Below are 21,285 nucleotides of genomic sequence, written 5' to 3' on the forward strand. Positions count from 1 at the left end.
AAGACGCTCCGGGGGGATGAAGTGCGGAAGGGGACGGCTCCTTGCATGCTAGGCCGGAAACGCGCGCAGCGTCAAGACCGCCTGGGTATTCTCCCTATCCATTTCTAAATTAAATTGAATAGATGCGCTTTTGATGCAAAAATGGCGTCAGACATCCAGCAGCGGCTGGCGCAACCCGTGCGCCGCGTGCGAGGGAATCCCGGTTCCTTCGCCATGCCACGCCTTGCCGGTGATTTTGCGGTACAGCAGGCCGGCTTCCTCGAAATCCGGATCCAACTGCAGGGCCCGGCGTATTTCGTCAAAGGCTTCCTTGTGCCTGCTGTTGCGGGCCAGCGTCTTGGCCAGATTGAAGTGCACGCCGGGCGCCTGAGGCGAAAGCTCCAGGGCCACAGCATACGCCAGCTCCGCGGCATCCAGCTCCCCGGCCCGGCGCAACTGCACGCCTGCCGTGTTCAGGGGCAGGGGGAGACGGTCATCATAACACAACACCTCCACAAGCGCCGCGGCCACCTGGTCCATACGCTCCAGCAGCTGATGCGCATGATGGGCCTGCTGGGCAGACTCGGCAAAGGCCTGCAGCCAGCCGGCCATGCGATGCGCCTCGCCCATGGCCATGCGGGCTTCCGCTTCCAGGATGGCCGTTTTGCGGCTCATGGCCAGGGCCAGACCGGCATCGTCCAGCCGGTCCTGCACCAGGGCATTGCACCCTTGCACGAACAGTTGCAGGGACGCCCCGCGCAGACGGGACCCCTCCGACGCCGGCGACGTCCCGATGGCATCCGGCCCCGGCAACAGCGGCTGCCAAGTCTCAAAGCAGCGCAGGGCCGCCGCAAAATCCTCCCGGCGCAATGCCTGGCGCGATTGCGCCACTGCCCCGGCCTCCCGGGCATGGCATTCCCGCAAGGCGTCCATCCGGCGCACGGCCAGGGCCATGCCTGCCACGGTGCATGGCCGCACAAGCAGGGCGCATGCGCCCAGGCTCACGGCCTCCAACTGCTGATCGCGGGCCAGATCTGACCCGGCAAGGCACAGGGGCGGCTGCCGCAGGCTGGCGACATCCCGCAGGCGGCGCAGCAATTCCAGGCCGCTCATGTCCTCCAGCAAAAAATCCACCACACAGCCGTGCCATCGCGCACGGGTGAGCCGCTGCAGGGCCTCCTCCCCCGTGGTGACGGCGACTGTCGCCACGGGCAACAGCTGCCGCAAGGAGGCCGCATCCTCGGCCCCGTGCTCGGGGATGGCCGTGACAAGCAAGACGGCCGCAGGACGGGTCCCTGGAGCCACGGCGCAGGCCGTGCCGGCGCCTGCCCGGTCTGCCCGGTCTGCCCGGTCTGCCTGGTCTGCCTGGACTTGCCGGTCCGGTCGGTCTCCCCGGTCCGGCCGGTCCCCGCGGTCCGGTCGGTCTGTCCGAGTGGGCTGCGCCCGAACCGCCTGCTCCCAGACCTGCCGCCACTCCCCCACATTGCGCAATCGCCGCCGGGCATTCAGCACCAGCCCACGACGCAGCACGGCCAAAAGCGGCGCAGACGCCACCGCCTGGGCCTGGCGCAACAACGGCAGCAGCGGGTCTTCCGCCCGCATCTCCAGCGCCCGCTGCCGGGCCGGGGCATCCGGCGGCAGCGCACCGGTCAGGCAGCGCAGGGCCACGGCAGCCAGGGCATAGCAATCCGTCCAGGGACCCTGGGCGCTCAGATCGTCCCGGTACTGTTCCAGCGGGGCGTAGCCGGCTGTGACAACAGGGCTGACGGTTCCGGATACGTCGAGACGACCGCAGGCGGCCCCGAAGTCCAGCAGCACCGGCTCGCCGTTTTGGCGCAGATAGATGTTGCCGGGCTTGATGTCACGATGCAGGACGTCCTGGGCGTGCAATTCCTCCAGACCGTCCAGCAGGGGCGTCAGGAGGGCGGCCACTTCGTCCGAGGTCAGCGTACCCCGACGTTTAAGCAGCATCTTCAGACTCTGCCCGCGCTCATAATCCATCACGAAGCAGGCCGTGTTGCCGGCTTCAAAGAATGCCAAAATCCTGACGATGTTCGGATGCTTGAACCGGGCCAGGGTGCGCGCTTCCTCCAGAAAGGCTTCGCGACCGGCCAGAAACACGGCCTGCAGCTCGGGAGCGGCCGGCCGGATGCCTCCGGACGTGTCCCGGAAAGCCACGTCCTGGGGAAAAAATTCCTTGATGGCCACTTCCGTGCGCAGGGTGACGTCTTCGGCGAGGTACGTGATGCCGGACGCGCCCTTGCCCAGCACGCGCCAGACCACATACCCGCCCAGCACGGCGCCCGGTGGCAATGCCCCATACGGTGTGGCGGATGGCAACGACGACGCCTCGTTCGATGCATGCAACGCGATGTCCCCCTCGCCCCTTGCAGGAAGGCTATGCTGCGTCAACCCGCCTCGAAATAGCATGTTTGCAGGATTGCGCAACTGGCGGCAAACACTGCACGCGACGCGGTTGGCCATCGCGCCGAATCCGGATACATTCGCAGGCAGCCGGGTGTGCAACATCATTGCAGGAGGTCATGTCATGTCGTCACGCTGCCGCGTATGTGGTGCGGTGCTGGTGTTCGCGCTTCTGGCGGGCGCATGGCTGTGGGCTGGTCCGTCCGTAGCAGGCCAGGGAACGGGGGACATTGCCGCTGTCGCCCCGGCGCAGCAGGACGCCTTTGCGGCGGCCTTTCGGGAGGCCGTCCGCACCGGGAGCATCGCCCCGCTGGAACCCCTGCTCATGACCGCCGGCATGAGCATGACGGACGTGGCCTGGAACCAGCAGACCCTGCGGCCGATGCTGGCTGCCCTGGGGACGAATCCCCGCGCCCTGCGCTTTGTCTGGCTGCCGCCTGGGCCCGGCCTGCTGCCGGACTCTCGCTTTGCCCGCAGCTGCACTCCGGCCGTCATCCTGCGGGTGGAGGTGACCGGACAGCCCGGCAACACGGCGGTGTTGCCGCTGTGTCTGGAGGATGGCCAGCTCAAGCGCGCCGGCGTCATCAGGCCGCCGCAGGTGTTTTGATTTGTTGATTGCAAGAGAACTGCGCACACGGGCTCAGCACGGCGGCGGGCAGTCTTCCTGCGGCCGGGGCAGCTCAAAAATGAAGCGGCTTCCCTCGCCGACTCGCGACTCCACCCAGATGCGGCCCCGGTAATGCTCCACGATGCGCCTGCAGATGGCCAGCCCCAGGCCTGTGCCCTTGGGGGCATGCAGGGTATCCCCCACCACCTGATGGAACCGCTCGAAGATGCGTTCCTGCTCATGCGCCGGGATGCCTTCGCCGGTATCAGACACAGACACCTGCACGCACTGCGGCCCGGTGCGCACCTCCACACTCACCTCCCCGCGGGAGGTAAACTTGTAGGCATTGCTCAACAGGTTCACCAGCACCTGCTGGATGCGGTCCGGATCCAGCTGCAGCAGCGGCACCCCCGACTCCAGTTGCACATGGAGGGTGAGCGCCGGATTTTCCAGAAACATGCCGCGCATGGAATCCACGGTGTCCAGGGCCAGCTGGCCGAGGTCCACGGCTTCGTCCGCCCATTCGTAGCGGCCTTCCTCGATTTTGGAGAGGTCGAGGAAGTCGTTGATCAGCCGCGTGAGCCGTTCGCTTTCGTTAAGGATGATGTCGATGTTCGAGAGCACGGCCTCGCGGCGGCGGCGGATGCCGGGGTCCTGGATGGGAACGTTGGCTTCGATGCGCCTGAGGTCGCGCCGGATGAGCTTGGCGAAACCGTAAATGGAGGTCAGGGGCGTGCGCAGGTCGTGGGAGACAGTGGTCAGGAAGGAGCTCTTGAGCTGATCCAGCTCCTGCAGCCGGTCGTTGGCCTGCTGCAGTTCCCGGGTGCGCTGCAGCACACGCTCTTCCAGCTCATCGTGGGCCCGCTGCAGCGCCAGCTGGGTCTCCTTGAGCTCGCTGATGTTGGTGAAGGCCTCCAGCAGCACCCGTTGCCCTTCCAGGGTGATGGGGATGGCGCTTTTGAGCACGGTCAGGGGTCTGCCTTTTCTGGTGAGCAGGTCGCACTCGCGCTGGTCCACTTCCTGGCACTGGTCGAAGATGGGACAGCGATCATTATGATAGACGCAGAGCACCTCGCGGCAAGTCTTGCCCAGCAGCTCCTCCTCGTGGTCATAGTCCAACATTTTCAGGGCATAGCCGTTGATGCGCAGCACCTTGCGCTCTGCGCTCATGAGAATGACGCCCACGGGGAGGGTATCCAGGATGGTGGTCAGGTTTTCGCGGGATTCGTTCAGTTCCCGGATGGAGCGTTCCAGGTCCTCGTGAAGCATGGCGTTGTGCAGCGCCCCGGTGACGATGCTGGCTGCGGACCGCAAAAACACGCTCGCCGCGCCGAAATTCCGCGGCGTGAAGGAGCCCAGGGCCAGCACACCGATGGTGAGGTTCCCCAGCCGCAGGGGCAGCGTGGCCATGGAGCTCAGGCCGTGGTGTTTGCATTCATCCCTGGTGCAGCGAGGGTCGGCGTGAATGTCCTGCACGAAGAGGGGCTCTCCCTCCGAGACCGTGGCCCCGCACAGGCATTCGGTGATGCCGTGCCCCGCGAACTGGTCGGCATTCGCATCGCCCCGGCGCGATTCGAACCCCTGCAGGCGCAGCCGCTGGCCGTCCGCCGTGAAGAGCATGAGCAGATCCGGCTCCACGGCGTTCATGACGTCCTTGAATGCGCTCTGGATGACGCTTTCCACGGACAGATACGAGGCCACCGCCATGCCCATGCGGTGCAGGGCCTGGAGTTCCTGCACCTTGGCGGCCAGAGACTTTTCCATGACCGCCCGTTCGGTCACGTCGCGCACCACCACCACGGCGCTGCGCCGGCCGCCATCCGGGGTGAGGCGGATGCTCATCTCCACCAGCGCGCCTTCCTCGGTGCCCGGGGGCGGGCGCAAGGCACAGACCACCGTAGCATGCGAGGCCACGCCGGAGAACTGGTCGGCCAGGGGACTGTGGCACGGATCCGGGAACAGATCGAGGAACGAGACCCCCACCACCTCGCCATCGGGCTTGTCCAGGAGATCGCGCCAGGCGCCCACGGCGTCCATGATGTGCAGGGACGGCGTTTCCACCAGAAAAATGGCATCACTGGCCGCGTCCATCAGGGCGCGGAAGCGTTCCAGCTCCTGCAGCCGTTCCTTGAGTTCAGGATAGTAGCTTTTGGCGATGGAGCGTTCCCCAAGACCGATGAGCTTCTCCCGCAAGGAAGGGGGTGGATCACTCGAATCCGGCGGCCTTGGCAAAGATGCGCCTCAGATCCTGCACGTCTGCAGGGATGGGGTTGGTGAGCATACAGGGGTCCTGAGCGGCCTTGCCGGCCAGGGTGTCCAGGGACTCGGGCGTGACGCCAAGGGTGGCCAGGGACTGCGTGACACCCACGGTCTGCTTGAGCTGCCGCACCGTCGCCACCACCAGCTCCCGGGCCTCGTCCGCCGGGGCATCGTCCGGAATGTGCGCGCCCAGGGCCCTGCCGATGGCCCGGTACCGCGCCTCGGCTCCCGAAAAATTGTACAGGATGACGTGATCCAGCAGCAGCGCGTTGCACAGCCCGTGCGGCAGATCCAGATACCCGCCCAGACTGTGGGCCATGGCATGCACCGCGCCCAGGATGGCGTTGGAAAAGGCCATGCCTGCCTGCAGGCTGGCCAGCAGCATTTCCGACCGGGCCTCCAGGTGCGGGGCAGGCCCCGACGCAGACTGCACGGCCACGGGCAGCCAGCGGGCAATGCGGCCCATGGCTTCCAGGGCCAGCATGTCCGTGAGGGGGGAATGCGCGTTGGACACGTACGCTTCCACGGCGTGGGTCAGGGCGTCCAATCCGGTGTGGGCCGTCAGCTCCGGCCCCATGGTGCAGGTGAGTTCCGGGTCCAGCAGGGCCACATCCGGGATGACGGTCTTGCTGACAATGGCCACCTTAACCCGGTTGGCCGTGTCGGTGATGATGGCAAACTGCGACACCTCCGCCCCCGTGCCGGCCGTGGTGGGCAGGCAGATCAGGGGCGGGCCGGGCTTCTCCACGTTGTCCACCCCGGCAAAGGACAGCACGGGCGCCTGGTTGGACGTGATGATGCCCACGGCCTTGGCCAGATCCATGGGACTGCCGCCCCCCAGGGCCACGATGCCCTCGCAGCCTTCCTGCAGATAAAATTCCGCCGCAGCCGCGGCCTCGCCGTCTTTGGGATTGGCGGACACCTGCAGCCAGGGCTTGGCCTCCACCCCGGCGGCCGCCAGCACCTCCAGGAGCCGCTCCACCCAGCTGATGCCGGCCAGGGCAGCATCGCTGACCACCAGTACCCGCGAGGCCCGCAGGTTTCCGGCAAAGCGACCGGCCATCTCCAGCGCGCCCAGGCCAAACACCATTTCCGGCGCCACGAACTTCCGCAATTGCGTGAACCAGGGTTCTACCGAATGGTTGCGCACGTTGCCCCCGCAGTTTGCAGGCGCCCGCATCGCGGGCAGAATATTCCGAAAAAACATCGTACGCTTATTGCTGTCTTTCCGCAAGCATCGACCGCAGGAAAACGACTCCCCGCGCTCCCCGGCATTGCGCTGACCGCCGTGCCGTGGCAATGGAGTATGGGATACGCAACGCAAGACCGTACGCAGTGTTTGGTCTGAGGGGGGGCAATGACCGGCAGCACACACACAGACCCGCGAGACGCAGCGCTGGCGGCATGCCATCGGCGTATTGCCCAGTTGGAAGCGCGCCTCGCCGCGCGCGAAACCCAACAGCAGCAGGAAACACTCAAGTTCCAAAAACTGTTTGAAAATGCCCCGCTTGGGTATCAATCCCTTGATGAGCACGGCAATTTCCTGGAAGTGAATCAGGCATGGCTGACCGCCCTGGGCTATACCAGGGCGGAAGTGCTCGGCAAAAACTTCGCCGAGTTCCTGCCCCTGGAATGGCAGGATCACTTCCGCCAGAACTTTCCCCGCTTCAAGGCCCTGGGCGAAATCCTGGGCGTGGAATTCGAGCTGATCCACAAGGATGGCCACCCCGTCCTGGTGGCGTTCAATGGCCGCATCGGCCGCGATGCCGAGGGCCGCTTCAAGCAGACCCACTGCATTTTTGAGGATATCTCCGAGCGCCGCTGCGCCGAGGAAGCCCTGCGGGAAAGCGAGGAACGTTACCGGCAGGTGATCAACGCCATGCGGGAGACCCTGTCCGTCATCACGCCAGACGGGACCTTTCTCTTCGTCAACGACAAGGCCGCCTGCAACCTGAGCGGCGGGCAGCCTCCCGAAGCCGTGACGGGCCGGAACATCCGGGACTTCGCCCCCCCCGAGCATGCCCAGGCCCTCATGGCGCAGTATCGGGAAGTGGTGGAGACCCAGACCCCCCGGATCCGCGAAGTCTGCGTGCGCATGGCCGCAGGGGAACAATGGTTCCACAACACCATGCTCCCCATCCGCTACGGCCGGGCGCAGCAGCCCTGCGTCCTGTCCATGTCCCTGGACATCACCGACCGCAAGCAGGCCCAGCTGGCCCTGCAGCACGCCCTGGACCGGCTTTCCTTTCATGTGGAGAACTCGCCCCTTGGCGTCATCGAGTGGGAGAACGGCCGCACCATCACCCTGTGGAGCCCCCGGGCCGAGGCGATCTTCGGCTGGACGGCCGATGAAGTGCTGGGCAAAAATTGGGGGGACTTCCTGCTCGTATATCCCGAGGACGAGCAGTCCGTCACCCAGTCCATCGGCTCGTTGCTCAATGGCTCAACCCCTTGCAACATCACTCAGAACCGCAACGTCCGCAAGGATGGCAGCGTCATCCACTGCCAGTGGTACAATTCCGCCCAGCGCGATGCCACGGGCAACACGGTGTCCATCCTCTCCCAGGTGGATGACGTGACCGCCCTGCACGAGGCCCTGGCCAACCTGGCCGCCGCCCGGGAACAGGCCGAGGCCGCCAACTGGGCCAAATCCGAATTCCTGGCCAACATGAGCCACGAAATCCGCACCCCGCTGAACGGGCTGCTGGGCATGCTGCAACTGCTGCGCGCCGATGCCCTGCGCGACGACCAGCGCGAATATGTGGATCTGGCCATCGCCTCGGGCACGCGTCTGACACGCCTGCTCTCCGATATCCTGGACCTCTCGCAGATCGAAGCCGGCAAGATGCACATCGTGGCCGAGCCCTTCACCCTGCAGGAGATCCTGCACCAGGTGGTGGAATTGCTGCTCCCCGCCTCGCATCAGTCCGGTGTGGCCCTGAAATGCCATCTCGACCCTGCCCTGCCCCCCGTGGTCATCGGCGACGCCTGCCGCCTGCAGCAGGTGCTCATCAATCTGGTGGGCAACGCCCTCAAATACACCGCCCAGGGCCACGTGACCATTCACGCCGTCGCCCTGCCCGATTCCCGCCCAGGGCTGCAGCGGGTGCTCTTCACGGTGGAAGATACGGGGTGCGGCATTCCCGATCAGATGATCGGCCAATTGTTCGAGCCCTTCTCCCAGGCAGCCCAGGGTTACCAGCGCACCCACCAGGGCGCCGGGCTGGGGCTTTCCATCTGCAAACGGCTGGTCGGGCTCATGGGCGGCGGCATTTCCATGGAATCTGAGCTGAACCGTGGCACCAGCTTCCATTTCAGCATCCCCTTCCTCCTGCCGAAAGGCCCGCCCGCCGATTGCCCGGAGCCCAGGCCCGCAGCGGTGGTGGCCGGCCGCAAATTCCTCCTGGCCGAAGACGACGCCGTGAGCCGCGTGGCGGCCTCGCGCATGCTGGAAAAGCACGGCGGCGTGGTCCGCACCGTGGAGAACGGCCGCCAAGCCCTGGACGCCCTGCGCGGGGAACCGTTTGATGTGGTGCTCATGGACGTACAGATGCCGGTGCTGCACGGAGTGGAGGCCGCCCAGGCCATCCGCCGCGGCGAGGCCGGGGAGGACCGGCGCGGGACGCCCATCATCGCCATGACAGCCTATGCCATGGCCGGGGACAAGGAAGCCTTCCTGGATGCCGGCATGGACGATTACATCGCCAAACCCGTGGATATGGACACCCTTGCCTGCGTCGTCGCCGAGGTGCTGCAGCGCCGGCCCGGCAGGCAACGATGAGTGGCATGAGAGAAAATTTCGTTTAAAAGAAGAAGATTGCGAGAGGGGAACCCTTTNTCGGGGGAAGAACCTTTCTAAAGAAAGGTTTTCCCCCGAGAGCTCTTTTCAAAAAACAACAGGCCCTAGGCCACGGTCACGGTCTTGTCCAGGTAGACATTCTGCACGGCCTGGATGAGGGCCACGCCGTCGCCCATGGGGCGCATGAAGGCCTTGCGGCCCATGATGAGCCCCTGCCCGCCGGCGCGCTTGTTGATGACGGCCGTGCGCACGGCCTCTTCCAGATCCCGCTTGCCAGCCCCGCCGCCGGAGTTGATGAGCCCGATGCGGCCCATGTACGTGTTGGCCACCTGATAGCGGCACAGATCAATGGGGTGGTCGGTGCAGAGTTCCGAATACATGCGGGGATCGGACTTGGCGAACTTGAGGGCCGTGAAGCCGCCGTTGTTCTCGGGCAGCTTCTGCTTGACGATGTCCGCCTTGATGGTGGCAGCCAAGTGGTTGGCCTGGCCCGTGAGGTCCGCAGCCACATGGTAGTCCTTCTCGGGGGTGGAGAAGGCGTCGTTGCGGGTGTAGGCCCACAGGATGGTGGCCATGCCGTAGGCGTGGGCCGCCTCGAAGGCGCGGGAAATTTCCTGGATCTGCCGGTTGGACGTGGGATGCCCAAAGTAGATGGTCGCCCCCACCGCCGTACAGCCCATCTCGAACGCCTGCTTGATGGAGGCGAAGAGAATCTGGTCGTGCTTGTTGGGGTAGGTCATCAATTCATTATGGTTGATCTTGAGGATGAAGGGAATCTTGTGGGCCCACTTGCGGGCGCACAATGCCAGCACGCCCAGGGTGGAGGCCACGCCGGAGCAGCCGGACTCTGCCGCCAGTTTGACGATGTTTTCCGGATCAAAATACATCGGGTTGGCGGCAAAAGACGCCCCGGCAGTGTGCTCGATGGCCTGATCCACCGGCAGGATGGACAAATACCCGCTGCCACCCAGGCGACCCGCGCCGTACAAGGCTTGCAGATTCTTGAGCACCGGGATGGGGCGGTCCGAATCGAGGAAGGCGCGATCCACAAAGTCCGAGCCAGGCAGATGCAACGACGCCTTTGGTATGGTTTTGCAGACATGGGTAAGGAGCGAGTCGGCCTCGTCCCCCAGCAGAGCAGAAATATTCGTCATGCGCAGTCGCCTCCAAAAGGTAGTGGCAAGGATGGGTACATCACACGTTCCATCAAGTGTAGCACAATTTTTTCCAGGCCTCGACAAAAAAAGGGTGCCGATCTGGTGGCAAATTTCAAAACGGCACGGCGGCAGGGTCGCGAATTGATGGCCTTATCGATTTAAATATATTTGCCACTTGACAAAAAAGGCCGGATTTCCCCGGATTCTGGGCGCAACTGGTTCATAATCATATCCTATTCTTGCGGGCTATGTGAGAAATTTCCCTTGACTGGCAAACCTTGTATTCCATAAAACGGGTCATAAAATGCGGCGAATCTCGGATTGATTTGGTATGAAATGTTGGGAAGAAGGGGCGCCTTCTTCCCAGGCGGTCGAGGCGGAGTTGGTACAAATCCAGCGGCAGTGGCGACGTGCAACTCAGGAAGGAATGTGAGGCCATGACGCAACGAAAACGAGCGGCTAGGTGGGTGGGAATCCCGTGTGCGATTCTCTTTTTGACAGTTCCCTTTATTTCGGCGACGGCGAGCACGCCCGGCCCGGCGAGCACCGCCGAGCCCAAGGTGGACGCCATCGTCATCGACACGGCTGCCGTATTCGGCAAGCTGGAGCAGCCGGGGGTGGTGTTCTATCACGAAAAGCACACCACTGCCCTTGAGAAGATGGCCAAGGACTGCACGTCTTGCCATGTGGAGACCGAAGGCAAGTTGTCCTTCAAGTTCGCCCGGACAGTGGATCCCACGTCCAAAAACGCCATGGCCGAGCAGTACCACGCCAACTGCATGGCGTGTCACGAGAAAGTGGTGGGCAGCTATCCCACGGCGCCCCAGGCGGCCGAGTGCAAGCGCTGCCATGTGGGCCCCGGGGTGGAAGGCGCCACCGTTACGCCCAAGCCGTCCCTGGATCTGAATCTGCATGGCCGCCATGTGGTTGCGGAAGCCAAGCGGCTGCAGGTCAAGGAAGACGAAAGCTGCAAGGCCTGCCACCACACGTATGACGAAGCGCAGAAGAAGCTTGTCTACGCCAAGGGCGAAGAAGGCAGCTGCGTGTACTGCCACAAGCAGGAACCGCTGCCCTCCCCGGTGCAGCAGGACCGTGTCGTGCCCAGCACGCGGGACGCCTCCCATGAATCCTGCGTCAACTGTCACCTGAGCACCCGCAAGGCCCAGACTGAAAGCGGCCCCGTGCTGTGCGTGGGTTGCCACACTGCCGAGGCGCAGGCAGCCTGGAAAAAGACGGCTGAAACGCCCCGTCTGTTCCGCGGCCAGCCCGATGCCACCCTGCTCGTGGCCGGCGCTGCCACGGCCAACGGCACCGTGGACGTGAACTGGGCCGCTGCCGGCCCCGGTCCGGTGGCGTTTGATCACAAGGCCCATGAAGGCTTTGTGGGCAACTGCGTCACCTGCCATCATCCCACCCAAACCGGCGGTTCCCTGGCGGCCTGCGGTGTGGCCTGCCACACCACCACCGGCAGCAAGGACGGCAACTTCGTCACCACAGCCCAGTCCGCGCACCAGCTGGGCGTCACCACCTCCTGCGTGGGATGCCACACCACCCAGGCCAATGCCCGCAAGGAATGCGCCGGCTGCCATGCGCCCATGCAGAAGACGGCGCTTTCGCAGAACAGCTGCATCCAGTGCCACGAAGCCGGCTTCCCCACGTCCGGCACCCAGACCCTGGGCAAGGAGGAACGCGAAGCCACGGCTGCCAAGATTCTGGCTGCCAAGGACGAAAAGCCCAAGACGGTGCCCCTGGAAAACGTGCCTGAGAAGCTGACACTCAATTATATGGATGAGAAGGGCGACGAATGGCAGGCCGCGGAATTCCCGCACCGCAAGATCTACCAGAAGCTGGTGGAAGAAGCGGCCAAGAGCCCCATGGCCAACCATTTCCATGGCGATGCGCTGACCATGTGCTCCGGCTGTCACCACAACGCCAAGCCCTCGCTGAATCCGCCCAAGTGCGCCTCCTGCCACTCCAAGCCGTTCCAGGAGCGCACCGCGAATCAGCCCGGTCTCAAAGGCGCGTTCCATAATCAGTGCATCGGCTGCCACCAGGAGATGCAGGTCAATCCCAAGGCCACGGACTGCCAGGGCTGTCACAAGCCCAAGAACTCCTAAGCGGCGCATCCCAAAAGAGAGGAGCTCATGAAACGACGTTCGTTCCTCGGCCTCGTGGGCGCGGCAGGGCTTGGAGCAAGCCTTGCCCCCGCCGCAGCGCAGGCCGCCGGCAATACCCACTTTACTGGCTACAAGGACAGCTTTGGCGTGGTCTTCGACGCCACCCGCTGCATCGGGTGCCGCAAATGCGAAGCAGCGTGTCAGAAGGTCAACGACCTGCCCAAGCCCGAAAAACCCTTTGACGACCTCACCGTGCTGCAGGAGCGCCGCCGTACCGACGCCACCAACTACACGGTGATCAATCAGTTCGCCAACCCGGCCGCACCGGAAGGCAAGACGTTCCACAAGTTTCAGTGCAACCACTGCAACGAACCGGCGTGTGCCTCCAGCTGCTTCGTCAAGGCGTTCACCAAGAACCCCGACGGCTCCGTGACCTACGATGCCAGCCTCTGCGTGGGCTGCCGGTATTGCATGGTCGCCTGCCCCTTCTACGTGCCCACGTACGAGTACGATTCCGCCCTGGTCCCCAAAGTCCAGAAGTGCACCTTCTGCCATCCCCGGCTGGAGCAGGGCCTGCTCCCCGGCTGCGTGGAAGCCTGCCCCAAGGAAGCCATGCTCTTCGGCAAGCGCGAAGACGTGCTGCGCCTGGCCTGGGAACGCATCCGCAGCAATCCTGGCAAGTACGTGGAACACGTCTACGGCGAAACCGAAATGGGCGGCACGGCCTGGATGGTCATCTCCCCCGTGCCCTTCGAGCAGATCGGCCTCAACGAAGGCCTGGGCGTGACCCCGGCTCCGGCCCTCACTGCCGGCGCCCTGGGCGCGGTGCCCATCGTGGTGGGCCTGTGGCCCGTGCTGCTGGGCGGCCTCTACGGCATCAACACCATGCGTGACCGTGCCGTGAAGCAGGAAAAGGCCGACGCCGTGGCCACGGCCAGGCAGGAAACCGAGCAAGCCGCCAAAGCCAAGCTGCAGGAAGAGCTGAAGAAAGCCGAAGCCGCCGCGCAGAAGAAGATGGACGCGGAAGTAAAGAAAGCCGTGGACGAAGCCGTCAAGGCCAAGGTGGCCGAGATGGAAGCCGCCAAAGCGCCGTCTGAAGGCGACCAGAAGGAGGGCGACTAATGTCCGACCATAAGCCAGACGTGTCCACGTTCACCGTGGACCCGAAATACCTGACCAAAGACGGCCTCACCGGCCTTGCCAGGGAGCTGACCACCAAGGAGAAAATCCTTGAGGCCGCCCGGCAGCATCCGGTCATGGCCACCCTGCTCATCATGGGCGGCCTGGCCACCCTGCTGCGGTTCACCTTCGGCCTGGGCACGGTCACCAACCTGGACGACAACAACCCCTGGGGCATCTGGATTTCCATCGACCTGCTCTGCGGTGTCGCCCTGGCAGCCGGCGGGTTCGTCACCTCCGCCGCGTGCTACATCTTCGGCTTCAAGAAGTTCCACTCCGCGGTGCGCCCGGCCATCCTCACGGCCTTCATCGGCTACGCCCTGGTGGTCTTCGCCCTGAACTACGACGTCGGCCGGCCCTACCGCCTGCCCTACCCCCTGTTCTGGTCCCAGGGCACAAGCTCCCTGCTGTTTGAAGTGGGCCTGTGCGTGTTCCTGTACCTCACCGTGCTGTTCATCGAATTCTGCCCCGCCGCCCTGGAGTGGCTGGGCCTGAAGAAGATTCGCAACGTGGTGCACGGCCTGACCATCGTGCTGACCATCTTCGGCGTGATGCTCTCCACCCTGCACCAGAGCTCCCTGGGCGCGCTGTTCCTCATCGCGCCGTCCAAGGTGCATCCGCTGTGGTACTCCAGCTACCTGCCGGTGTACTTCTTTGTCTCGGCCATCTGCGCCGGCCTCTCGGTGGTCATCTTCGAGGGCATGCTGTCCCACAAATACATGCATGCGAAGATGGACAAGATCACCATCGAGGAACACGACGGCGTGATGTTCGGCTTTGCCAAGGCTGCCGCCTGGGTCCTCATGGGCTACTTCTTCATCAAGTGGGTGGGCGTGGCCGCGGACAACAACTGGCACTACCTGGGCACCGGCTATGGCGCCTGGTTCCTGGTGGAAGTGATCGGCTTCGTCTTCCTGCCGGCGGTGTGCTACGCCATCGGCTACCGGGAACAGAACCCCACCTTCGTCAAGGTGGCCGCCGTGTGGACCATCCTGGGCATTGTCGTCAACCGCCTGAATGTCTCCCAGATCGCGTTCAACTGGCAGCTGCCGTCCGACCTGCGCTACTTCCCGCATTTCTGGGAAATCGTGGTCACGGCCTTCATTCTCGGACTGCACGTGCTGGTCTTCCGGCTCATCGCCAACAGGATGCCCATCCTGTACACGCACCCGGACTATGAAGATCACGACGAAGACGCCGCCGTCGAACCCGCCCACGGCGGTCATTAAAGGGGAACCCACATGGATACCGGCACGTTCCACACGCTGCACGACTTCATAGTGCACAGCAAAGGCAACGTTTACATTCTCATGGGCGTGATTGCCATTGGCGCGCTCATCTTCTGGCGCTTCCTGACTGCCCGTGAGAAGCCCATCCGCAAATACTAAGGAGCCGCTGCCATGTATGATTTCCTGACCGGCCCCATGCTGTACTTGTCCCTGGCCATCTTCATCGGCGGCTGCATCTGGCGCGTGGTGTGGTACATCCGCGGGCTGGACCAGAAGCTCGATCGCGTGGCCTACAAGGCGCATCTGGAGCACGGCCTCAAGCATGCCGCCCGCTCGGTGATTGCGTTCATCATCCCCTTCGGGTCCCACACCTGGCGGGCCAAGCCGGCCATGACCATCGCCACGTTCTTCTTCCACTTCGCCATTGTGGGCATCCCGCTGTTTGCGCCTGCCCACACGACGCTGATGGATCAGTGGCTGTGGATTGCCCCCTTGTCCCTGCCCCAGAGCGTGGTGGATTTTCTGATCCTGATGTTCTTCATCTCCGCAGCGTTCCTCATCCTGCGGCGCGTCGCGCTGCCGGAAGTGCGCATCCTGACCAACTGGCAGGACGTGATGGTGCTGGCCATTACCATCGCGCCTTTCATCACCGGCGTGCTTGCCAGCACCCATACCGGTGACTACCAGTTCTGGTTGAACATGCACATCTTCTGCGGCGAAGTCATGCTCATTGCCATTCCGTTCACCAAGCTGTCTCACTTTGTGCTGTTCTTCATGTCCCGCGGCCAGCTGGGCATGGACTTCGGCATCAAGCGTGGTGGTTTGAAGGGCACGAAATTCGCCTGGTAAGCTCGAACTCCGAGGAGGAATCGCATCATGCCTCAAGGTACGTTGTGTCGGGCCTTGCCGGTGCAAAATGAAGAGGAGCTCAAAGAGCTCCTCGCAGACACCGGCGGCAAAAAATACTACGCTGAAATGCAAGAACTGGATGTGAATGCGGACAAACTGGCCGCCACCCTCCAGAAAACCCTCAAATCGCGCCTGCGCACCTGGCTCAACATCTGCGCCAAGTGCGGCATGTGTGCGGAAAGCTGCTTCCTGTATCGCATTCACAATCGCGATCCCAAGCAGGTGCCCGCTTACAAGATCCAGACCACCCTGGGCGAAATCGTGCGCCGCAACGGCAAGGTGGACAACAAGTTCATGCAGCACTGCATGTACACCGCCTGGGCCAAGTGCACCTGCTGCAACCGCTGCGGCACCTACTGCCCGCACGGCATCGACATGGGCGTGATGTTCGGCTACCTGCGCGGCCTGCTCTTCTCCCAGGGCTTTGTGCCGTGGGAACTGAAGATCGGCTCGGGCATGCACCGCGTGTACCGCGCACAGATGAACGTCACGGAAGAAGACTGGGTCGAAACCTGCGAATGGATGGCCGAAGAACAGCAGGAAGAGTACCCGCTCCTCGAAATCCCCGTGGATAAAGAGGGCGCGGACATCATGTACACCTGCAACGCCCGCGAGCCCAAGCACTACCCGGAAGACATTGCCGAAATGGCCATCCTCTTCCACATCGCCGGCGAAGACTGGACCGTGCCTTCCAAGGGCTGGGAACAGACCTCCCTCTCCATGTTCGCCGGAGACTGGGAAGCCTGCACCATGCAGGTCAAGGAAGTCTATGACGCCATGGAGCGCCTGAAGCCCAAGCGCATGGTGGGCACCGAATGCGGCCACGCCCACCGCGCCACGGTCATCGAAGGCCCCTACTGGGCCGGCCGCGAAGACGGCCTGCCCCCCGTGCCCTGCCAGCACTACGTGGAATGGCTGGCCGAAGCCCTGCGGCTGGGCAAGATCAAGATCGACCCCGCCAAGCGCATCAAAGAGCCCTACACCATCCAGGACTCCTGCAACTACGTGCGCAACCACGGCATCAAAAAGGCCGTGCGCGAGGTCATGAGCTACCTGGCCGACCCCAGCTACTACCGGCCCATGGAACCCGACCTGGAGCACAACTACTGCTGCGGCGGTGGTGGCGGCTTCAACGGCATCGGCATGTACCGCAAGGAACGCAACTTCGCGCTCATGACCAAACGTGATCAGATCCTGGCCACCGGGGCCAAGCTGGTCATCGCCCCCTGTCACAACTGCTGGGACGCCATCCGCGACCTGGAAGAACACTTCGCCATCGGCATCCGCTGGTCCTTCCTCAAACCCCTTGTGGTGCACGCGGCCATCATCCCCGAGCACCTCAAGCCGCAGGAAGAAGAGGAGATGGAAGAAGAAGCATAGCCGACCACACCGCGCGGCAACGGGGAACGCCCTGGCGCTCCCCGCCCGCGTGGCTTGGGCTTCCTTTCCGGATTGAGGCACATGGAAGACGCAGCCATGTGTCGCAGGCCTGGAATCACGGCGCCGGAGCACGCCTGTACTGGCGAGCTCCCTCCCCGCTTCGATGAGCCACTGCAGCCGGGAACGTGCTTTGCGCGTTCCCGGTTTTTTTTGCGTCCTCCCTCATATTCCGCATTTTTGCTGGCACGAGGGGACGTCTTGCGGTATCGTCATCACATCAAAAATCCCAGGAGCGAGGGTCGGTTCCAGATGACGAGCGCCCCGCCCTGCATCTCGCGCAGTAAGGAGCCACGCATGACCAGCCTGTTCAAAAAAATTCTTTTCGCCACCTCAGCCTCGCCTGCCTGCGACGACGCCGCCCGCCTGGCCTTCGCCATGGCCAAACGCACCCAGGCCGATCTGTTGATCTTCAATGACTTCGCCACCCCCACCCGGGCCTACAGCCAGTTCTTCGCCGACCTCAAAACCGGCGAGGATGTGGTGCTGACCGACGAATACAAGGACAAGGTGGACACGGCCGTGCGCGAATACTACGCCAGCGACCTGGACGGTTGCGCCACCTGCCGCATTGAAACCACCGTGGGCTTCCCGCACCGCGAGGTCCTGCGCATCGCCCGCGACGAACAGGTGGACCTCATCGTCATGGGCGGGTCCACCCACGACGAGCTGGAAGCGGCACAGGTCAAAAAAGACTTCCCCGGCTCCACCATCCTGCGCGTGGCCAAGGCCGCCAAGGCCCCGGTACTGGTGGTCAACCACCCCACGCCGGCAGCGCTGGAAGACCTCAACACCATCGTGTTCGCCACGGACCTTTCCCCCTACTGCGACCGGGCCTTCGCCTTCGCCAAGACCGTTGCCAAGGCGGTCGGCGCGTCCATCCACATCCTCCATGCAGGGCTGGACGATGCGGAAGTGGACGAAGCCCTGAAGAAAAAATACCTGGACAAGGCCGACGGCGTGCCCGTGACGACGAGCATCGCGGAAGGCGACGCCGCCCCGGCCATCGTGGCCAAGGCCAAGGCCCTGCACGCAGGGCTGGTGGTCATGGCCCATCACGCCAGCCACCTCGATACCGAAGAGGAATGGCACGACGCCGTGCTGCATCAGGTGCTGGTGGAGGCACCCTGCCCCGTGGTCAGCGCCAGCAAATACGGCGCCTGACGGGGCTGCGACACGACGCCGCGGCGAAAAACCGCATCACCCCGGGCAGGCAAGGTGCTGCCCGGGTTTTTTTCGGTATCCGTACGGGGAAGGCGCTGATGCAGAAGAAGCACGGCAGCATTCGGCACGTATTCTGGCGTAATCATGCAGTCCACTTGTGTTCTCTAGATTTTTTTTAGATGATAATACCTGTTTATATTAATGTATCTTTCCAACAGAAAGATGTGCCAGACATAATCATACGTTCAGGTGCTGCCAAACTGTGTGTCCAATGATTGCTGCATTGTGTGCTCCTGAATGTCTTGCGCCGCTGTTGCAGCCGCGCTAAAGTAGAAATGCAATTGACAAGAGTCTGCACATCAGATATTTTGACCCCACGCATAGAGTCAGACGCGATGCGCCATGTCGCGCGCCTCGGCTGCCGTCTGTGCGCCCCCGTGCCGTTTTGCGCGCGGGCAGCAATCCGCATGGCCTCCAGTGGCCACGAACACGCGCCATGTCATACAGGCGCGTTTGCAGGAGGGTGGAGCATGGCCAGCAACATGGTGCGAACACTGATGCTTCTTGTGCTCGGCTGTCTGGGCGCGCTGTTTCTGGACGCCTTGTCGGCTTCCTCGCAACAGCTGGACTTCGGACGCCAGGCGCGCCGCGAAGCCATTCAGGAATCCCAACGGGCCAGCCTCGCCGAGATCCTCGAAAAAACCGGCGACCTCATGGACGAGATCCAGCAGGCCGACTTCTCGCGGCAGAAAAAGGCGCTCGACGCGGAGGTTGACCGGGAGCTCAAAAACCTTGACGCCCAGGTGGACCGGGAAAACAAGTACCTCGACGACCATTACGTCTACCCCTCCGACCTGACAGCCGAGCAGGAAGCCGCCCGCAACGAGGCCGCCCGCAATACTGCGCAGCAGCTGGTAAACTCCTACTGCAGCATCAACAGCACTGCCTCGGATCTGCTGGAGTGCCAGCGCACCGCCACATTGTACAACCTCCCCAAGAACTACATGGCCACCTTCTTCGCGTTGTTCCCGGAATTCGACCCCTCCAGCGCGGCATACCGTCGCGATCTGAAGACGTTGCTTGGAATCGACAGCTAGTGGTTGCCGTACCTGCCAGCATTGTCCGCGCTGACTGCGTTACGTTCAGGAGACCCGTCATGACGTCCCGACTTCTCGCCCCCGCACTTGTTCTGGCCCTGTCCTGCTGCACCTTGTTCGTGCCTGTGCCGGCCCTTGCCGGCCAGCCGGCCCAGGCAACCCAGACGGAACAGGAACAGTGGAACGAATGGATTGCCGCTCGCATCAAGCAGTCCTGGATCGACATGTATGCGGCGGAAAAAAACCTGGACCCCGCCAACGTCAAATGGGAGGACCTCCCGGCAGACCTGCGGGCCCGGTTCGCCCTGGCCTTTGGCAGCGTCTCCACCAAGTAGGCGGTGTGCGGCGGCGGAGCCTGACTGGCCCGGCCACAGGAAGCGTGCCGCAACAACGTTCTCTCCCACGACCCCTTTCCAAAGATTTTATTTATGATTACAGCGTTCTGTAAAATTTTTTGGAGGGGAAGCGCACAAGAGGGGAGAATCTTTCCCAAAAAGATTCCCCCCTCACGATGGTGTGCCTGCATGGAGATCATGCTGCTGCGAGTGGTGTTGCTACTGGCGCTGTGCCTGCTGGCCGGCCACGCCGCGACAGCGCCACAAGCCGCCTTTGCCGGCCCCCTGCAGGACGCCATTGCCGGCTACAAGGCGCTTGAACAGGGCGACTACGACAAAGGCATTGAGCTGATCACCAAGGCCCTGCAGTCCGGCAAGCTCGGCCCAGAGAACCTGCCCATTGCCTACTACAATCGCGGCAACGCCTGGTATCACAAGAAGGATCTCGCCAAGGCCCTGGAGGATCTCAACCTCGCCCTGGAAAAGAATCCGTCCTTTGCCGAAGCGCTCATCAAGCGTGGGCAAATCTTCAAAGACAAGAACGACTATGCCGCCGCCATGGCGGACCTGGATCAGGCCGTGGCCCTGGCGCCGGAAAATCCCAAAGCCTATTTTGTCCGCGGCCTGCTGTACTCCCTCAATGGCGATGCCGCCAAGGCCATGGAAGATTTTGCCGACGCCAGCCGTCTGGATCCCCGATTCGTCATCACGCCGCTGCTGGAAGCCGTGCTGGCCGTGGGCGAGGAACTCGGCATCAAGTTCATGACCAAGGCCATCGAATCCGACAAACTCGGCCCCAACAATCTGGCCCTGACCTACTACTACCGGGGCCGCGCCTGGTACGCCCTGGGCGGCTACGAACAGGCCCTCAACGACTTCACCAACGCCGTGGTCCAGAATCCCACCCTGCATCAGGCCTATGCCGCCCGCGGGGACATCTGGAAGGAAAAGGAACAATTCCTCCAGGCCGCCACGGATTATTCCCACGCCATCACCCTGCTGCCGGGCAACGCCACCCTGCATTTCAATCGCGGCTATGCCCTCTCCCTGGCCGGCAATCATGCCCAGGCGCTGCGGGATTTCGAGCTGGCCCGCGAGCTGGACCCCTCCCTGGAGATGCCGGATCTGGATACCCTGCAGCAACACCAGACCGCGACGCAGCAGCAGGACTCGCCGGGAACGCCGCCCCTGCCCCGCGACTGATCCTCCCCTGCCCTTTTTTCGTGAATCGCAACAGTCCAGAAGCACAGCAACATTGGTGCGGCCAATGCCTGCGGGGCTTTTTGGTGCTGTTCTTTCATTGACAGACACGTCGAACCATGAAAATAGATGCAGGTTTCCCTGACTGTAACTGAAACCAAGGAGTCACCATGGCCAAGGAAGATGCCATTGAAGTTGACGGCGTAGTGCAGGAAGCCCTGCCCAATGCCATGTTCCGCGTGGAGCTGGAAAACGGCCACGAAGTGCTGGCCCACATTTCCGGCAAAATGCGCAAGTATTACATCCGCATTCTGCCCGGCGACCGGGTGAAGGTGGAGCTCTCGCCGTACGACCTCACGCGCGGCCGCATCACCTATCGCATGAAATAGCAGC

Annotated in this window: 16 protein-coding genes and 1 pseudogene; 13 read left to right on the top strand and 4 right to left on the bottom strand. The window is 63.2% G+C overall.

Translation table 11 applies throughout. The features are described 5' to 3' along the window. Positions 1-147: 147 nt before the first annotated feature. A complete protein-coding gene (locus tag DGI_RS19380; RefSeq protein WP_158407282.1) occupies positions 148-2,319 on the bottom strand; it encodes a protein kinase domain-containing protein in 2,172 nt (723 codons plus the stop codon). A 208-nt stretch (positions 2,320-2,527) separates the two neighbouring features. Between DGI_RS19380 and DGI_RS03410 the strand changes: the two genes are divergently transcribed. After that, positions 2,528-3,010, top strand: coding sequence for a hypothetical protein (locus tag DGI_RS03410; protein ID WP_021759279.1), 483 nt, complete (start codon positions 2,528-2,530; stop codon positions 3,008-3,010). Positions 3,011-3,043: 33 nt separating this feature from the next. Here DGI_RS03410 and DGI_RS16850 read toward each other — a convergent pair whose 3' ends face one another. Both DGI_RS16850 and DGI_RS03420 read right to left on the bottom strand, forming a co-directional pair. Further along, positions 3,044-5,203 (bottom strand): ATP-binding protein, encoded by a 2,160-nt coding sequence (locus tag DGI_RS16850; protein ID WP_051286126.1) that lies wholly within the window; start codon positions 5,201-5,203, stop codon positions 3,044-3,046. Between the two features lie 13 nt (positions 5,204-5,216). Then, entirely contained in the window at positions 5,217-6,359 is a 1,143-nt protein-coding gene (locus DGI_RS03420; protein ID WP_051286165.1) for an iron-containing alcohol dehydrogenase, read from the bottom strand. A 267-nt stretch (positions 6,360-6,626) separates the two neighbouring features. Between DGI_RS03420 and DGI_RS03425 the strand changes: the two genes are divergently transcribed. Beyond that, on the top strand, positions 6,627-9,050 hold the full coding sequence (locus tag DGI_RS03425; protein WP_021759283.1) for a PAS domain S-box protein: 2,424 nt from the start codon (positions 6,627-6,629) through the stop codon (positions 9,048-9,050). Positions 9,051-9,172: 122 nt separating this feature from the next. Here DGI_RS03425 and DGI_RS03430 read toward each other — a convergent pair whose 3' ends face one another. Further along, positions 9,173-10,222, bottom strand: a complete 1,050-nt coding sequence (locus tag DGI_RS03430) for a class I fructose-bisphosphate aldolase (protein WP_021759285.1) — start codon at positions 10,220-10,222, stop codon at positions 9,173-9,175. Between the two features lie 440 nt (positions 10,223-10,662). On the opposite strand from DGI_RS03430, the gene hmcA reads away from it, so the two are divergent. From hmcA to infA, 11 genes and pseudogenes are all read left to right on the top strand, one after another. After that, positions 10,663-12,342 carry a sulfate respiration complex hexadecaheme cytochrome HmcA gene (gene hmcA / locus DGI_RS03435; RefSeq protein WP_021759287.1) on the top strand — a complete coding sequence of 560 codons (1,680 nt, stop codon included), beginning with the start codon at positions 10,663-10,665 and terminating at the stop codon, positions 12,340-12,342. A 27-nt stretch (positions 12,343-12,369) separates the two neighbouring features. Then, the gene (gene hmcB, locus DGI_RS03440) at positions 12,370-13,464 is read left to right on the top strand and encodes a sulfate respiration complex iron-sulfur protein HmcB (RefSeq protein ID WP_021759289.1); all 1,095 of its coding nucleotides are present in this window, start codon (positions 12,370-12,372) and stop codon (positions 13,462-13,464) included. A 108-nt stretch (positions 13,465-13,572) separates the two neighbouring features. Then, positions 13,573-14,750: pseudogene (hmcC, locus tag DGI_RS03445) on the top strand (sulfate respiration complex protein HmcC). 12 nt (positions 14,751-14,762) lie between these two features. Beyond that, positions 14,763-14,909 (top strand): sulfate respiration complex protein HmcD, encoded by a 147-nt coding sequence (hmcD, locus tag DGI_RS18920; protein ID WP_021759293.1) that lies wholly within the window; start codon positions 14,763-14,765, stop codon positions 14,907-14,909. A gap of 12 nt (positions 14,910-14,921) precedes the next feature. Continuing rightward, positions 14,922-15,599 (top strand): sulfate respiration complex protein HmcE, encoded by a 678-nt coding sequence (gene hmcE, locus DGI_RS03450; protein ID WP_021759295.1) that lies wholly within the window; start codon positions 14,922-14,924, stop codon positions 15,597-15,599. Positions 15,600-15,626: 27 nt separating this feature from the next. Next, on the top strand, positions 15,627-17,039 hold the full coding sequence (hmcF, locus tag DGI_RS03455) for a sulfate respiration complex iron-sulfur protein HmcF (protein WP_021759297.1): 1,413 nt from the start codon (positions 15,627-15,629) through the stop codon (positions 17,037-17,039). A gap of 354 nt (positions 17,040-17,393) precedes the next feature. Further along, entirely contained in the window at positions 17,394-18,260 is an 867-nt protein-coding gene (locus DGI_RS03460) for a universal stress protein (protein ID WP_021759299.1), read from the top strand. A gap of 530 nt (positions 18,261-18,790) precedes the next feature. After that, positions 18,791-19,357, top strand: a complete 567-nt coding sequence (locus tag DGI_RS03465) for a hypothetical protein (RefSeq protein ID WP_021759303.1) — start codon at positions 18,791-18,793, stop codon at positions 19,355-19,357. 59 nt (positions 19,358-19,416) lie between these two features. Continuing rightward, positions 19,417-19,692 carry a hypothetical protein gene (locus DGI_RS03470; RefSeq protein ID WP_021759305.1) on the top strand — a complete coding sequence of 92 codons (276 nt, stop codon included), beginning with the start codon at positions 19,417-19,419 and terminating at the stop codon, positions 19,690-19,692. Positions 19,693-19,881: 189 nt separating this feature from the next. Further along, positions 19,882-20,895: a tetratricopeptide repeat protein gene (locus DGI_RS03475; protein WP_021759307.1), complete on the top strand. Its 1,014-nt coding sequence runs from the start codon at positions 19,882-19,884 to the stop codon at positions 20,893-20,895. A 167-nt stretch (positions 20,896-21,062) separates the two neighbouring features. Further along, the gene (infA, locus tag DGI_RS03480; RefSeq protein ID WP_021759309.1) at positions 21,063-21,281 is read left to right on the top strand and encodes a translation initiation factor IF-1; all 219 of its coding nucleotides are present in this window, start codon (positions 21,063-21,065) and stop codon (positions 21,279-21,281) included. The last annotated feature ends 4 nt before the right edge of the window (positions 21,282-21,285 follow it).

Origin of the sequence: Megalodesulfovibrio gigas DSM 1382 = ATCC 19364, assembly GCF_000468495.1 — a bacterium.
Classification (GTDB): Bacteria; Desulfobacterota; Desulfovibrionia; order Desulfovibrionales; family Desulfovibrionaceae; genus Megalodesulfovibrio; species Megalodesulfovibrio gigas.